The organism is Duganella sp. 3397 (assembly GCF_031456625.1).
Taxonomy (GTDB): Bacteria; Pseudomonadota; Gammaproteobacteria; order Burkholderiales; family Burkholderiaceae_D; genus Rugamonas; species Rugamonas phyllosphaerae.
Map to the genome: position 1 here is coordinate 620,344 of NZ_JAVDVB010000004.1, position 15,010 is coordinate 635,353.

12 protein-coding genes are annotated in these 15,010 nt (G+C 63.2%); 11 read left to right on the forward strand and 1 reads right to left on the reverse strand.

Features of this window, described 5'->3' with window-relative positions:
* The first annotated feature begins 2 nt into the window (after positions 1-2).
* The 6 genes from J2X54_RS15595 (at position 3) to J2X54_RS15620 (ending at position 8,363) form a co-directional block, all read left to right on the forward strand.
* Positions 3-800 (forward strand): polysaccharide deacetylase family protein, encoded by a 798-nt coding sequence (locus J2X54_RS15595; RefSeq protein WP_310181839.1) that lies wholly within the window; start codon positions 3-5, stop codon positions 798-800.
* Positions 797-1,792 carry a sterol desaturase family protein gene (locus J2X54_RS15600; RefSeq protein ID WP_310181841.1) on the forward strand — a complete coding sequence of 332 codons (996 nt, stop codon included), beginning with the start codon at positions 797-799 and terminating at the stop codon, positions 1,790-1,792. Before J2X54_RS15595 ends, J2X54_RS15600 begins: the two co-directional genes overlap by 4 nt.
* On the forward strand, positions 1,792-2,622 hold the full coding sequence (locus tag J2X54_RS15605) for an EI24 domain-containing protein (RefSeq protein ID WP_310181844.1): 831 nt from the start codon (positions 1,792-1,794) through the stop codon (positions 2,620-2,622). The genes J2X54_RS15600 and J2X54_RS15605 overlap by 1 nt, the downstream gene beginning before the upstream one ends.
* Positions 2,623-2,636: 14 nt before the next feature.
* Positions 2,637-3,422, forward strand: a complete 786-nt coding sequence (locus tag J2X54_RS15610) for a molybdopterin-binding protein (RefSeq protein ID WP_310181846.1) — start codon at positions 2,637-2,639, stop codon at positions 3,420-3,422.
* Between the two features lie 218 nt (positions 3,423-3,640).
* Positions 3,641-6,817 (forward strand): transglycosylase domain-containing protein, encoded by a 3,177-nt coding sequence (locus J2X54_RS15615; protein WP_310181849.1) that lies wholly within the window; start codon positions 3,641-3,643, stop codon positions 6,815-6,817.
* A 193-nt stretch (positions 6,818-7,010) separates the two neighbouring features.
* On the forward strand, positions 7,011-8,363 hold the full coding sequence (locus tag J2X54_RS15620; protein WP_310181850.1) for a TAXI family TRAP transporter solute-binding subunit: 1,353 nt from the start codon (positions 7,011-7,013) through the stop codon (positions 8,361-8,363).
* On the opposite strand, the gene J2X54_RS15625 is transcribed toward J2X54_RS15620, so the two are convergent.
* On the reverse strand, positions 8,360-8,818 hold the full coding sequence (locus J2X54_RS15625) for a rhodanese-like domain-containing protein (protein WP_310181851.1): 459 nt from the start codon (positions 8,816-8,818) through the stop codon (positions 8,360-8,362). The genes J2X54_RS15620 and J2X54_RS15625 overlap by 4 nt on opposite strands.
* A 312-nt stretch (positions 8,819-9,130) precedes the next feature.
* Here J2X54_RS15625 and glnA point away from each other — a divergent pair, with 312 nt between their 5' ends.
* The 5 genes from glnA (at position 9,131) to corA (ending at position 14,957) form a co-directional block, all read left to right on the forward strand.
* The gene (glnA, locus tag J2X54_RS15630; RefSeq protein WP_070250565.1) at positions 9,131-10,546 is read left to right on the forward strand and encodes a type I glutamate--ammonia ligase; all 1,416 of its coding nucleotides are present in this window, start codon (positions 9,131-9,133) and stop codon (positions 10,544-10,546) included.
* Positions 10,547-10,672: 126 nt separating this feature from the next.
* Positions 10,673-11,185, forward strand: coding sequence for a DUF4124 domain-containing protein (locus J2X54_RS15635; RefSeq protein WP_310181854.1), 513 nt, complete (start codon positions 10,673-10,675; stop codon positions 11,183-11,185).
* Positions 11,186-11,211: 26 nt separating this feature from the next.
* A complete protein-coding gene (glnL, locus tag J2X54_RS15640) occupies positions 11,212-12,306 on the forward strand; it encodes a nitrogen regulation protein NR(II) (protein ID WP_310181855.1) in 1,095 nt (364 codons plus the stop codon).
* A 60-nt stretch (positions 12,307-12,366) separates the two neighbouring features.
* Complete coding sequence (gene ntrC / locus J2X54_RS15645) at positions 12,367-13,878, forward strand: nitrogen regulation protein NR(I) (RefSeq protein WP_070250560.1); 1,512 nt, start codon at positions 12,367-12,369, stop codon at positions 13,876-13,878.
* 110 nt (positions 13,879-13,988) lie between these two features.
* Positions 13,989-14,957, forward strand: a complete 969-nt coding sequence (gene corA, locus J2X54_RS15650) for a magnesium/cobalt transporter CorA (protein ID WP_070250558.1) — start codon at positions 13,989-13,991, stop codon at positions 14,955-14,957.
* The last annotated feature ends 53 nt before the right edge of the window (positions 14,958-15,010 follow it).

Below are 15,010 nucleotides of genomic sequence, written 5' to 3' on the forward strand. Positions count from 1 at the left end.
CCATGACTGCCAGGCCGCTGCTGGCGCTGCTGGCGCTGCTGACGGCGCTGGCGTTGCCGGCGCTCGCTGCCGCCCCAGCTACGCCAGCCGGTGTTTGCAACGGCACCATCTATCTCACCTTCGACACCGGCAGCCAGTCGCAGGCCGAGCTGATCGCCGACGTTCTGAAGCGCCACCACATCAAGGCCACGTTCTTCCTGGCCAACGAGAAAACCGTGCGCGGCGACTATTCGCTCGACCCGGCCTGGTCGGCCTACTGGAAGGCGCGCGTGGCCGAGGGCCATGCGTTCGGCTCGCACACGTTCGACCACGACGTGCTGGCCGGCGAAAAAGACGGCCAGTTCCGCGTCAAGCCCGGCTTCGGTGCCTCTGCCGGCAAGCTGCGCAGCCTGACCCCCGACCAGTATTGCGACGAAATCAAGCGCGTCGATCGCCGCTTCGTCGAGTTGACGGGCGTCCATCTCGACCCGCTGTGGCGTGCACCGGCCGGCCGCACGTCGCCGCGCACGGTGGCGGCCGCCAAGGCGTGCGGCTATGCGCACGTGGGCTGGGCGCCGGCAGGCTTCTCCGGCGATGAGCTGTCGAGCACGGCTTACCCGAATCCGGTATTGTTGCAAAAGTCCTTGCGCGACCTGCGCAGCGGCGACATCTTCGTGGCCCACATGGGCATCTGGTCGCGCAAGGATGCGTGGGCGCCCGCCAACCTGGAGCCGCTCATTAGCGGCCTGGAGCAAAAAGGTTTTTGCTTTGCCACGCTGCGCGAGCACCCTGACTATTCTTCACTGTTCAAATCGCGATGATGCAGACAATTTCTGACTGGTTCGGCGCCGCCCAGGGGTGGTTGTTCGAAACGGTGATCCAGCCGCTGGTATTCCAGCTCGGCTTTGGCGAATACATCGAGGAGGCGTTCGAGGGCACCGAGTGGCTGATGATCGGCGTGCTCGAATTGTTCCTGCTGTTCCTGGTGCTGCGGCCGATGGAAGCCTTGATCCCGGTGCACAAGTTTACCGACCCGCGCGCGCGCTGGAACGACTTTATCTACACGGTGCTGCACCGCATCGGCCTGTTCTCGGTGCTGATCTTCTTCACGCTCGATCCGCTGCTCGACTCGCTGGCCGGCGTGCTGCGCTTCGAGAGCTTCCAGCCGTTCAACCTCGAGTCGCTGATACCCAACATCAGTCCGCTCGGGGCGTTCCTGGTGTACTTCGTGGTGCTGGACTTTTTCGATTACTGGTACCACCGCGCCTCGCACCAGTTCAACTGGTGGTGGGCGCTGCACGGCCTGCACCACAGCCAGCAGAACATGAACCTGTGGAGCGACAACCGCAACCACGTGCTCGACGACTTCCTGCGCGACATTTACATGGGCGTGATCGCGCTGTGCATCGGCGTGGAGCCGTCGCAGTACGTGATGCTGGTCTCGGTCTCGCGCATCCTGCAAAGCCTGCAGCACGCCAACGTGCGCATCCATTTCGGCTGGCTCGGCGAGCGCCTGCTGGTGTCGCCGCGCTACCATCGCATGCACCACGCGATTGGCGTCGGCCACGAATCGAAAGGCGCCGGCACCCTGGGCGGCTGTAATTTTGCCGTGCTGCTGCCGGTGTGGGATATCATTTTCAGGACCGCCAACTTCACGCCGGAATTCGTCACCACCGGCATCCGCGACCAGCTGCCGAAAACCGCAGCGGACGGCACCGTGGTGCCGGGGCGCGAATACGGCAAGGGTTTCTGGTCGCAGCACTGGCTGGCGCTCAAACGCCTGGTGGAATACGCACGAAAGGACGTGGTCTGATGAGCAATGTCGTACGCGCCTGGGGCCGCGCCTTCCTGTCGCAATGGCATGGCAAGCTGCTGGCGATGAGCCTGGCGCCGTTCCTGCTGGCCGTGGGCGTGTGGGCCGTGCTGCTGTACTTCGGCCTGCAACCGCTGATCGACGCCATGCAGGGCCTGTTCGCCGAACACAACCTGTTCTCCACCAGCACCAGCTGGCTGCGCTCGCTCGGACTGGGCACCTTGACCACGGTGGTGGTGCCGCTGATTTCCATGTTGCTGCTGTTGCCGCTGATGATCATGACCGCGCTGATTTTCATCGGCGTGGTGGCCATGCCGGTCATCTGCCGCCACGTGGGCCTGCGCCATTATCCGCAGCTCGAGCAGCGCCAGGGCGGCAGCGTGATGGGCAGCGTCGGCACGGCGGTCGGCGGCATGCTGATCTTTATCGGCTTGTGGCTGCTGACCTTGCCGCTGTACGTGTTTCCGCCGCTGGCGGTCCTGGTGCAAGCCATGTTGTGGGGCTGGCTGACGTGCCGCGTGATGGTCTATGACGTGCTGGCCGACTATGCCAGCGCGGAGGAACGCCGCACCATCCTGGCCGAGCACCGCTGGCGCTTGCTGGTGATCGGCATGGTGTCCGGCGCGGCCGGCGCCTTGCCGGGCGCGATCTGGCTCGGCGGCGTAATGGCGGTGGTATTCTTCCCGTTCCTGGCGGCTGCGTCGATCTGGCTGTACGTGCTGGTATTTATCTTTACCGGGTTGTGGTTTGCCTATTACTGCCTGGAAGCGCTGGCGCGCCTGCGCGCCCAGGCACCTGCGGTGGCCGACCCCACCCCGATTGAACTCTGAGAAAGCGGGACCTTATGGCGATCGGACTTATCATCATCGGCGACGAAATCCTGTCCGGCAGGCGCGTCGACCAGCATTTTTCCAAGGTCGTGCAACTGCTGGCCGCGCGCGGCATGAAGCTCGACTGGGCTGAAATCCTCGGCGACGAGCCGCCGCGCATCGTCGCCACCTTGAAGCGCACGTTTGCCAGCGGCGACATCGTGTTCTGCTGCGGCGGTATCGGCGCCACGCCGGACGACCACACGCGCCAGGCCGTGGCCGACGCGCTGGGCCTGCCGCTGGTGCTGCACGAACAGGGCAAGCGCAACATCGAGCAGCGCATCGTGCAAATGGGCGAGGAGGCCGGCCAGCCGGCGGATCTGAATTCGCCGGAAAACCTGCACCGCCTGAAAATGGCCGAGTTTGCCCAAGGCGCGGACCTGATCCCGAACCCGTACAACAACATCGCCGGCTTCTCGCTGCACCAGCATTACTTTGTGCCCGGTTTCCCGGTCATGGCCTGGCCCATGATCGAATGGGTGCTGGACAACAAGTACGCCAACCTGTTCAACCGCGAGCCGCACCTGGAGCAGTCGGTGCTGGTGTACGAGGCGGCCGAGTCGTCGCTCACGCCGCTGATGGTGGCGCTGGAAAAACAGTACACGCGTGTCAAAGTGTTCAGCCTGCCCAGCGTGGGCGACGCCAATACGCGCCGCCATATCGAGCTGGGCGTGAAGGGCGAGCCGGCGCAGACGTTAGAGGCGTTCCAGCAACTGCGCGACGAGTTGACGCGCCTGGGCGTGGAGTTCGCGGCGCCGTAAAACCTGCAGCTTCTCCAGCAGCGGCGCATGCCTATCACTAAAGGAAGTCAGGGGTAGGCCTGGCCGTTGTTTTTTTGCGAAAATGCGCACCGTAAAGCAATTATTCTGCGAACGTTCCGGTCTGTAAGGTCGCCTTGTGGTGCAATGGTGACTAGCAGTCTTTACTGAACAGCTGACCCTGACTTTCGACGCACGCATCACCTTCGAGTTGTCCCCCCATGTCCATAGAAGATTCCGAAGCGCCTCTCGCGCCGGCGCAGCCTGACGCGCCACCGTCCGAACCACCACGGAAGAGCAAGCGCACACGCAATGCCTTCATCCTCGTGCTGCTGGTCGGCGCCTCGTTTGCCGTGTACCTCGGCGTCCAGGAAAGCCGTACCTCCGCCATGCAGGCGCGCATCTTTACCGACCTGGCCGGCAAGATGACCTGGAAGGTCGAGCCGGGCCTGAGCAAGGCGATCCGCTTCCCGCACGACAGCCCGTACGACGAGCGCCTCGGTTATTCCAATCTGCCCGACTACATTGGCCGCTTGAGCGAGCGCGAGTACAAGGTCAGCGCGCAGTCGCGCATGTCGCCCAAGATGCTGGAGCTGGCCGAGCGCGGCATCTTCCCGGTGTACCACGAGAAGACCAAGACCGGCCTGACGATCTATGACTGCCGCGCCCAGCAGTTGTACGCTACCGCTTATCCGGAGCGTATCTACGGCAAGTTCGAGCAGGCGCCGATGGCGCTGATCAGCTCCCTGCTCTACATCGAAAACCGCGAACTGCTCGACAATACCTACCCCAAGCGCAATCCGGCAGTGGAATGGGACCGCCTGGCCAAGGCCGTGCTCGAGAAAAGCATGAGTGCACTGGGCGCCGGCCACCGCGCCGCGGGCGGCAGCACGCTGGCCACGCAAATCGAGAAATACCGCCATTCGCCCGAAGGGCGCACCGGTTCCATGACCGACAAGCTGCAGCAGATGATCTCGGCCAGCCTGCGCTCGTACCAGGACGGCCCGGATACCACCAAGGCGCGCCGCCGCATCGTCATCGAATACCTGAACACGGTGCCGCTGTCGGCCAAGCCCGGCTATGGCGAAGTCAATGGCGTCGGTGACGGCATGTGGGTGTGGTACGGCCGTGCCTTCGACGAATTCAACCGCATCATGGCGCGCGACCTGGAAAAGCCGGACGCCGATACCGCGCTGGTGTACAAGGAAGCGCTGAGCCTGATGATCGCGCAGCGCCGCCCCAGCTACTATCTGGGCGACGGCGCCGACGACCTCGACCAGCTGGCCGACGCCCACCTGCGCATCCTGGCCAAGGATGGCGTAATCACGGCCGCCATGCGCGACATGGCCCTGAAACAGAAACTGCATCCGGCCAAGGGCAACGGCCTGCAAGCGGCGCCGCCGATGACCTTTGTTTCGCGCAAGGCCACCAATGCGATCCGCAACCACCTGGCCAACCTGTTGGGCGACAACCGGATGTACAACCTCGACCGCCTGGACCTGGACGTGACCAGCACGCTGGACGCGCAGGCGCAAACAGCGGTCACGCAAGTATTGAACGACTTGCGCGACCCCGAGCGCGCCAAGGCTGCCGGCCTGACCGGTAAGGGCATGCTCGGCAACGGTGACCCGGCCAACGTGGTGTACAGCTTTACCCTGCTGGAAAAGGGCAAGGACACCAACTTCCTGCGCCTGCAAACCGACAACTACGACCAGCCGCTCGACATCAACGAAGGCGCCAAGCTCGACCTGGGCTCGACGGCCAAGCTGCGCACCCTGGTCAGCTACCTCGACATCATGGACCAGCTGCACAAGAAGTACGCGGGCATGGGTGCCGCCGAGCTTGGCAAGGCGGTGGTCGATCCGCAGGACAAGCTGTCGCTGTGGGCCATCGATTACTTCAAGGGCTTGCCGGTGGGCGGCGAAGCGCGCGCCCTGACGCCGATGCTGCACGCGGCCATGGAGCGCAAGTATTCGGGCAACCCGGGCGAAGGCTTCTTCACGGGTGGCGGCCTGCATTACTTCGGCAACTTCTCCAAGGAAGACAACGGCAAGATCCTGACCGTGACCGAGGCGCTGCGCCGTTCAACCAACCTGGTGTTCGTGCGCCTGATGCGTGACGTCGCCAAGTTCTACATGTTCCAGACGCCGGGCTCGTCCGCCTCGCTGCTGGCCGACGCCGACGATCCGCGCCGCGCCCAGTACCTGGCGCGCTTCGCGGACAAGGAAGGCAAGGAGTTCCTGGCGCGCTTCTGGGCCAAGTACAAGGGCAAGCCGGTCTCCGAGTTCGACAACATCATGCTGGCCAACCTGCGCCGCACGCCGGTGCGCCTGGCCGTGATCCACCGCACCGTGTATCCGAAAGCGAGCCAGCAGGAGTTTGCCTCGTTCCTGCGCGCCAACCTGTCGTCGCAAAACGAGGTGTCGGACGAACGCGTGGCCAAGCTGTACGACCAGTACGCCATCGACCAGTGGTCGCTGGCCGACCGTGGCTACCTGGCCAGCGTGCACCCGCTGGAATTGTGGATGGTGGCCTACCTGCACGCTAACCCGGGCGCCACGCTCACGCAGATGAACGCGGCCAGCGAGAAGGAGCGCCAGGAGGTGTACGAGTGGCTGCTGAAAACCAAGCGCAAGCACGCCCAAGACCGCCGCATTGCCGGCCTCCTGGAAGTGGAAGGCTTCATGGAAGTGCACAAGCAGTGGAAGAAGATGGGTTACCCGTTCGATTCGCTGGTGCCGTCGTACGCGACCACGCTGGGCGCCTCGGCCGACCGGCCGGCCGCGCTGGCTGAGCTGATGGGCATCATCGTCAACGGCGGCGTGCGCAAGACCAGCCAGCGCGTGACCTCGCTGCACTTTGCCAAGAACACCCCGTACGACACCACCGTCAGCCGCGCCAAGCCCGTCAGCAACGAGCAAGTGCTGGCGCCGGAAGTGGCGCAGGTGGTGGCCGAAGCGATCCGTGGCGTGGTGTCGGACGGCACCGCCAAGCGCGCACGCGGGGCCTTCACCACGTCCGACGGCACTTTGCTGCCGGTGGGCGGCAAGACCGGTACCGGCGACCAGCGTTTTGACGTGTATGGCGGCGGCGGGCGCCTGATCGAGTCGCGCTACGTGAACCGGTCGGCCACGTTCGTGTTCAATATCGGCGAGCGTTTCTTCGGCAGCATGACCGCGTACGTGCACGGGCCGGAGTCGAAGAACTATGACTTCACCAGCGCGCTGCCGGTGCAGCTGCTGGTGGTGCTGGCGCCGCATTTGATGCCCTTGATCGATCCGCATCCGGTCGCGAAACCGGTGGTGGCGCCGGCAGCGGTGCCGGGCACGGCGCCGGAAGTGGCGGCCGCGCAGCCCAAGCCGGTTGCGCCAGCGCCGCTGCGGGCCTGCGGCGGCTGATCCTTACCCCCACAGCACTGGGGTCGGACCCCGTACGGGGTTCGACCCCATGGGTGTCAGGGGTAAAAAGCGCCCGTACGGGGTCCGACCCCATGGGTCTCGGGGGTAAAAGACCCCGTCTGCATCGGGTTTCACTTGCAAGCAGCGCCAATTGTTGGCACTGTAGCACCCCATGAAACCGATGCGCCATCACATGTCCAAAATCCTCAAGTTCACGCAGTTCTCGCTGCGTGACCTGCTCGCGTCCACCGCGCCCACCGTATTGCTGATCGTCGGCGTGTGCCTGCTGGCGTACTGGCTGGTCGATCCGGCGCCGCCGCGCACGGTGCGCCTCGGCACCGGCCAGGAAAACAGCGCCTACGAGGAGTTCGGCAAAAAATACGCGGCAGTCCTCGCCAAGCACGGCGTCAAGGTCACCCTGGTGCCATCGGCCGGGTCCGGCGAAAACCTGCGCAACCTGCGCGACGGCAAGGTCGATATCGCCTTTGTGCAAAGCGGCAGCACCAATGAAGAAGCGGCCGACCGCGAACAGTTGACGTCGCTGGGCAGCCTGTTCGTGGAACCGCTGTGGCTGTTTCTGCGCGAGGCCAAGGACAAGAAGCCGATCACCCAGCTGAGCCAGCTGCGCGGCATGAAGATCAATTACGGTCCCAAGGGCGCCGGCGCGCCGCGCCTGCTGCACCAGGTGCTGGAATTGAATGGCCTGGAGAAGGGCGATGTCGAGCGCTTTTCGCTGGCCAATACGCCAGCCGTGGTGGAACTGCTGGAAGGGCGCATCGATGGCCTGGTATTTACGTCCGCGCCGGAAGCGCCGCTGATCCAGATGCTGCTGCAAACGCCGGGCATACAATTGTTCGACTTCACCCAGGCCGAGGCCTATGCGCGCAAGCTGCCGTTCCTCACCCACGTGACGCTGCCGCAGGGCATCGTTGACCTGGGCCGCGACATTCCGGCACGCGAGTACAGCCTGATTGCGCCCACCGCTACGCTGGTGGCGCGCGAGGACATGCATCCGGCGCTGATCGATTTGTTCGTGCAGGGCGCCAGCACCATCCATAACGGCGCCGGCTGGTTCCAGCAGCAGGGCCAGTTCCCGTCGGCCAAGTACACCGAAATTCCGGTCGATGCCGAGGCAGCCAAGTTCTACAAGAATGGTCCGCCGCTGCTGCAGCGTTACATGCCGTTCTGGGCCGCCAACTTCCTCGACCGCATGTGGGTGGTGATGCTGGCGCTGAGCGCCCTGATCCTGCCGTTATCGAAGATCGTGCCGCCGCTGTACGTGTGGCGCATCCGCTCGCGCGTGTACAAATGGTATGGCCAGTTGCGGACGGTGGAGCAGAAGGTGGAAGAGGCGCCCGAAGGCGCGCGCATGCAGGTGTATGAAGCGCAGTTGCGCCGGCTCGACGAGATCGAGGAACTGGTCAACCAGATCTCGATCCCGCTGTCGTTTGCCGACGGTTTGTATGGCCTGCGCTCGCACATACAGTTTGTGCGCAAGCGGATACAGTTCTTGATGGTGGAGGGGGCGGAGGCGGTCCCGGCCTAGGCGCCGGTCCACGGCAATCCCGCCTTGCACCACCCATTCAAATTCTTGCGGTGAGTGTGCTCATCCTTCTCGCCCTCGAAGCCCTCGAGGATATCGAAGCAGTGCTGGTAGCCGTGTTCGGCTGCCAGTTTGGCTGCACCACGCGAGCGCACGCCGGAGCGGCACAGGAACAGCAACACCTGGTCCTTGCGCGCCACCGAGTTCAATTGCTCGATAAATTCCTGGTTGGTGTTGCCGCCAGGGTAAGTCGTCCACTGTACCGCACCATGTTGGGCCTCGGGGATTTTGACCCGCCCCACCCAGTCGCGCTCGGCGTTGGTGCGCACATCCACCAGCTTGACGGCGTTGTCGAGCGACAGCAGCTCGAACGCTTCCTCGGGCGTGACCGCGCCGGCGTAGGTCCACTCCTTGTTGCGGCCGCACGCGGTGGCCAGGATCTCATCAATTTTGCTCATGTCATGTTCCCGTAGACGTTTGCGATTATTATAGGCCTCCTGTGCGGGCCGAAGGCGGTGCGCACCAAAGCGAGGCATTTTTAAGCAGAAATTCCGAATTGCACAAACATGGTGCGATTTCTTGATAATGCACCGTTGTGGTGCTATGTTGACTGGCGTCAGATTTGTGTTGTGCCACCGCGCGCCCGATTTTGGACGCACTTGGCGGCAAGTTCAAGGACGCTATCAACATAATCGCAACGCCAGATCGGCTGGCATGGATACTGCTTAGTGTAGGTGCACCAGTTCCGCAAATTATCTTAGGAGAGACGCATGGCAATGACAGCCGCAGAAGTTCTGAAAATGGTCCAGGAAAACGAAGTAAAATTCGTTGATTTCCGTTTCGCTGATACCCGTGGTAAAGAACAGCACGTCACCGTGCCAGTGTCGCACTTCGACATCGACAAGTTCGAATCGGGTCACGCCTTCGACGGTTCCTCGATCGCCGGCTGGAAAGGTATTGAAGCATCGGACATGATCCTGATGCCTGATCCAAACACCGCGAACATCGATCCCTTCATGGAAGAGACCACGCTGTTCATGCAATGCGACGTGATCGAGCCTGCCGACGGCAAGGGCTACGACCGCGATCCACGCTCCATCGCCAAGCGCGCTGAAGCCTACCTGAAATCGTCGGGCCTGGGCGACACCGCCTACTTCGGTCCCGAGCCAGAATTCTTCATCTTCGACAGCGTGCGCTGGAAGATCGACATGTCCGGTTGCTTCGTCAAGATCGATTCCGATGAAGCATCGTGGTCCACCGGCGAAAAAATCGAAGGCGGCAACAGCGGCCATCGTCCAACCGTCAAGGGCGGCTACTTCCCGGTGCCGCCAGTGGACAGCTTCCAGGACATGCGTTCGGAAATGTGCCTGATCCTCGAATCGCTGGGCATCCCGGTCGAAGTGCACCACCACGAAGTGGCCGGCGCCGGCCAGAACGAAATCGGCACCAAGTTCTCGACCCTGGTCGAGCGCGCCGACTGGACCCAGAACCTGAAATACGTGGTCTGGAACGTGGCCCACAGCTACGGCAAAACCGCCACCTTCATGCCGAAACCTATCGTTGGCGACAACGGTTCGGGCATGCACGTGCACCAGTCGATCTGGAAAGACGGCGTCAACCTGTTCGCCGGTGACGGCTATGCCGGCCTGTCGGACACCGCGCTGTTCTACATCGGCGGCATCATCAAGCACGCCAAGGCGCTGAACGCGATCACCAACCCAGGCACCAACTCGTACAAGCGCCTGGTGCCAGGCTTCGAAGCCCCGGTCAAGCTGGCGTACTCGGCTAAAAACCGTTCGGCATCGATCCGCATCCCGCACGTGGCCAATCCAAAAGGCCGTCGTATCGAGACCCGTTTCCCGGATCCACTGGCCAACGTGTACCTGTGCTTCGCCGCGCTGCTGATGGCCGGCCTGGACGGTATCGCCAACAAGATCCACCCGGGTGAAGCAGCGTCGAAAGACCTGTACCACCTGCCGCCGGAAGAAGACGCACTGATCCCGACCGTGTGCGCTTCGCTGGAAGAAGCGCTGGAAAACCTGGACAAGGACCGCGAGTTCCTGACCCGTGGCGGCGTGTTCTCCGATTCGATGATCGATGCCTACATCGAACTGAAAATGCAGGACGTTCAGCGCATGCGCATGACGACTCACCCTGCAGAGTTCGACATGTACTACTCGCTGTAATAGCAACAAGCAGGGTGCCGGTTGCCGGCGCCCTTCATAAAAAACGCGGAAGAAGGCGCAGGCTTTCCCCGCGTTTTTGTTTGTGGTGTTGTATAGTCGGATGGATCCACCACCCACGGAATGACAATGATTTTGAGTTTGCAACGCTTGCTGGCAGCGGTCGTGCTGGCGCTGGCGAGCGCCACGGCTGCCGCCCAGGGCGTGATCTACAAGTGCACGCCACCGGGCGGCAGTGTCGAGTACACCGACATCAAGCGCGGCAACTACTGCACGGCGATGGACTTGCCGGGCACGGTGATCGCCGCGCCGCCGCGCCGCACCGCACCTGGGGCCGCCCGTCCGCAGGCAGCTCAGCCCGCCACTGCCACCGCGGTGCCGGGCGCCTTCCCGCGCGTGGACAATGCCGAGCAGCGCGCGCGTGACGCCGACCGCCGCGCCATCCTCGAAGACGAGCTGAGAAGCGAGCAGCAAAAGCTGGCCGCGTTGCGCGCCGAGTACAACAACGGTGTACCCGAGCGGCGCGGCGACGAGCGCAACTATGCCAAGTACCAGGAGCGCACGGCCGCGCTGCGCGACAGCGTGGGCCGCACTGAAAAGAATGTCGAAGCGCTGAAACGTGAAATCGGCAATATTCGCTAACCCAACCCCCTTCCGATGAGTTTGAGATGAGTCCTGTCACCCCCACGACGTCCCTGCGCCCGGCCACGCTGGCCGGGCTGGAATTACTGGCCTCGGCCGTCGTCATGCTCGACGCCACTGGCCATATTGCCTACGCCAACGCGGCCGCCGAAAACCTGCTGGCCAGCTCTCTCAAAGCGCTCTCGCGGCAAAAGCTCTCCGCCCAGTTCCTCAACCCCGATGAACTCGACCACATCTGCGCCCAGGCACGCGAACACAAGTTCTCCGACCTGCGCCAGGACCTGACGCTCGAGCGCGCCGGCCGCGATCCGCTGCACGTGCACAGCATCGTCTCCGCGCTCGACGAGCCGCCCGGCCACATCCTGATCGAGCTGCGCGAACACTTGCAGCATTTAAAACTCGACCGCGAGGAGCGCATCCTCGACCAGAGCCAGGTCAACAAGGAACTGATCCGCAACCTGGCGCACGAAATCAAGAACCCGCTCGGCGGCATCCGCGGCGCCGCGCAATTGCTGGAAATGGAACTGCCGGCGCTGCACGCGGTGCAGCTGCGCGAATACACGCAGGTGATCATCAAGGAAGCGGACCGCCTGCAAACGCTGGTGGACCGCCTGCTGGCGCCGCACCGCCGTCCGCACATCGTCGGCGACGTCAACATCCACGAGGTGCTGGAACGCGTGCGCAGCCTGATGCTGGCCGAGTTCCCGTCCGGCCTGACCATCTTGCGCGACTACGACGCCTCGATCCCCGAGTTCCGCGGTGACAAGGAGCAGCTGATCCAGACCGTGCTCAACATCGCCCACAACGCTGCGCAAGCGCTGGCGGCGCAGATGGAAGAGGGCGACGCGCAGATTATTTTGAAGACGCGGGTGGCGCGCCAGGTGACCCTGGCCAAGGTTCGCTACGGGCTGGCATTAGACTTGCATATCATCGACAATGGGCCGGGCATCGCACCCCAGATTCGTGACCGCATTTTCTACCCGCTGGTGTCGGGCAGGGAAGGCGGCAGCGGACTGGGACTGACATTGGCGCAAACCTTCGTGCAACAGCACATGGGCGTGATCGAATGCGATAGCCGGCCTGGATACACGGATTTCCGCATCCTGCTGCCATTGCCATAAGCCGTGGCAGTCAGGTGCGACTTCCCTCGATAGACGATCCACGCGGGAAACATACAACACATGAAGCCAATCTGGATAGTAGACGACGACGAATCGATCCGCTGGGTACTGGAAAAAGCGCTGGCCCGGGAAAACCTGGCCACCAAGAGTTTTGCCAATGCGCGCGATGCCATCGCCGCACTCGAGTACGAGACACCGCAAGTACTGGTGTCCGACATCCGCATGCCGGGCGACTCGGGCCTGGACCTGCTGCAACTAGTGAAGTCACGCTTCCCCGGCCTGCCGGTCATCATCATCACGGCGTTTTCCGACCTCGATTCGGCGGTGGCGGCCTTCCAGGGCGGCGCCTTCGAATACCTGGCCAAGCCGTTCGATATCGACAAGGCGGTCGAACTGATACGGCGCGCGCTCGACGAGAGCCTGCGCGAGACCAGCGTTGAATCGGGCCCGGCGGAAACCCCGGAAATCCTCGGCCAGGCGCCGGCGATGCAGGAAGTGTTCCGCGCCATCGGCCGCCTGTCGCAGTCGAACGTGACGGTGCTGATCACCGGCGAATCGGGTTCCGGCAAGGAACTGGTCGCGCGCGCACTGCACAAGCACAGCCCGCGGGCGGCGCAGCCGTTCATCGCGTTGAATACGGCGGCGATTCCGAAAGACTTGCTCGAATCCGAACTGTTCGGCCACGAGCGCGGCGCCTTTACCGGCGCCCAGACCACCCGGCGCGGCCGCTTCGAGCAGGCCGAGAACGGCACCCTGTTCCTCGATGAAATCGGCGACATGCCGTTCGACCTGCAAACCCGGCTGCTGCGGGTGCTGTCCGACGGCCATTTCTACCGCGTCGGCGGCCACCAGCCGATCAAGGCCAACGTGCGGGTAATTACCGCCACCCACCAGAACCTCGAACAGCGCGTGCGCGAAGGCCTGTTCCGCGAGGACTTGTACCACCGCCTCAACGTGATCCGCCTGCGCCTGCCCAGTTTGAGGGAACGGCGCGAAGACATCCCCATTTTGGTGCGCCACTTCCTGGTGCAGAGCGCCAAGCAGCTGGGCGTGGAAGCCAAGCGCATGAGCGACGCTGCCTTGACGTTCCTGTGCGGCCTTGAATTGCCGGGCAACGTGCGACAACTGGAAAACCTGTGCAACTGGATTACCGTGATGGCGCCGGGCCAGACCGTCGAGGTCAAGGACTTGCCGCTGGAGTTGACCCAGGAGCAGCCGGCCTCCGCTGGACAGCCGGCGCCGCTCGAGGGCTACAGCGCCATCCAGCACCACGGCACCGTGATGCCGATGGCCGTGCAGGAGGCCGCAGCGGCAGCTTCGGCTGCAGCGGCGCCGGCCACGCCGGAAGCCTGGCTGGGCCTGCTGGAAATGCAGGCCGCGTCCATGCTCAGCGGCGGCCAGCAGGAAGTGATGGCGGTGCTGGGCCGGCAATTCGAATCGGCGCTGATCCGCACCGCGCTCAAGCACACGCACGGCCGCAAGAACGACGCGGCGGTGCGCCTGGGCATCGGCCGCAACACCATCACCCGCAAGATCGCCGAACTCGGCATCGACGGCGCCAAGGACGACTGACAGGGCGGCCACACGCGCGGTCTCACGCGCCGGTCGCACGTACTGTTGTGCTACTTTCAGGTAAGCTCTCGGCTGCAAAGCCAAGGGCTTATTTTTTTTATGGAAGACGTATGCTGCTCAATTGTGTCGCCTATGAGGATGGGCAAAAACTGGCCGATATCCCGGTCGAAGAAATCAGTGATTACATGGAAAAGCCCGAGACCTTTGTCTGGGTGGCCCTGCACGAATCCACGCCCGAAGAACTGGCGGTGATGCAGCACGAATTCGGCCTGCACGAGCTGGCCGTGGAAGACGCCAGCCGAGGCCACCAGCGCCCCAAGATCGAGGAATACGGCGACTCGCTGTTCGTGGTCGTCAAGACCGTCGAATGGCGTGAAGAGGAGGTGGTGCTGGGCGAGGTCGATATTTTCGTCGGCCAGAACTACGTGCTGTCCTCGCGCGACGGCCAGAGCACCAAGGGTTTCCTCGGCGTGCGGGCACGTGCCGAGCGCGAACCGCACATGTTGCGCAAGGGCCCGGCCTTCGTGCTGTATGCGCTGATGGATGCGATTGTCGACCGCTATTTCCCGGTGCTGGAAATGCTGGAAACCGAGCTGGAAAAAATCGAGGAACTGATCTTCAGCGAAGGCAAGCAGCGCGACAATATCGAACGGCTGTATGAACTCAAGGGAAAAGTCACCACCGTGCGCCACGCCGTGGTGCCGATGATGGAAGCGGTAGGGCGCCTGTACGGCGGCCGCGTGCCGTCGATGTGCCTCGACACCCAGGATTATTTCCGCGACGTCCACGACCACCTGCACCGCATCAGCGCCGCGCTCGACACCATCCGCGACACCATCGCCACCGCCATCCAGGTCAACCTGTCGATGACAGCGATCGAAGAGAGCGAAGTGAACAAGCGGCTGGCGGCCTGGGCGGCGATCTTCGCGATCGTCACCGCGTTTGCCGGCGTGTGGGGGATGAATTTCAAGTTCATGCCCGAGCTGGAGTGGAAGTACGGCTATCCGATGGCGCTCTCCATCATGATCTTTGTGTGCTGGATATTGCATCGGCGCTTCAAGCGGGCCGGGTGGTTGTAACCGGCTATCCCAAATAAAAAATCCCCGGGTCGCAAAACCCGGGGATTTTTTTC

Bases quoted from the DNA above. Each gene is read 5' to 3' on its own strand.
- J2X54_RS15595 (WP_310181839.1), top strand. From the start codon at position 3: ATGACTGCCAGGCCGCTGCTGGCGCTGCTGGCGCTGCTGACGGCGCTG.
- J2X54_RS15600 (WP_310181841.1), top strand. From the start codon at position 797: ATGATGCAGACAATTTCTGACTGGTTCGGCGCCGCCCAGGGGTGGTTG.
- J2X54_RS15605 (WP_310181844.1), top strand. From the start codon at position 1,792: ATGAGCAATGTCGTACGCGCCTGGGGCCGCGCCTTCCTGTCGCAATGG.
- J2X54_RS15610 (WP_310181846.1), top strand. From the start codon at position 2,637: ATGGCGATCGGACTTATCATCATCGGCGACGAAATCCTGTCCGGCAGG.
- J2X54_RS15615 (WP_310181849.1), top strand. From the start codon at position 3,641: ATGTCCATAGAAGATTCCGAAGCGCCTCTCGCGCCGGCGCAGCCTGAC.
- J2X54_RS15620 (WP_310181850.1), top strand. From the start codon at position 7,011: ATGTCCAAAATCCTCAAGTTCACGCAGTTCTCGCTGCGTGACCTGCTC.
- J2X54_RS15625 (WP_310181851.1), bottom strand. From the start codon at position 8,818: ATGAGCAAAATTGATGAGATCCTGGCCACCGCGTGCGGCCGCAACAAG.
- glnA (WP_070250565.1), top strand. From the start codon at position 9,131: ATGGCAATGACAGCCGCAGAAGTTCTGAAAATGGTCCAGGAAAACGAA.
- J2X54_RS15635 (WP_310181854.1), top strand. From the start codon at position 10,673: ATGATTTTGAGTTTGCAACGCTTGCTGGCAGCGGTCGTGCTGGCGCTG.
- glnL (WP_310181855.1), top strand. From the start codon at position 11,212: ATGAGTCCTGTCACCCCCACGACGTCCCTGCGCCCGGCCACGCTGGCC.
- ntrC (WP_070250560.1), top strand. From the start codon at position 12,367: ATGAAGCCAATCTGGATAGTAGACGACGACGAATCGATCCGCTGGGTA.
- corA (WP_070250558.1), top strand. From the start codon at position 13,989: ATGCTGCTCAATTGTGTCGCCTATGAGGATGGGCAAAAACTGGCCGAT.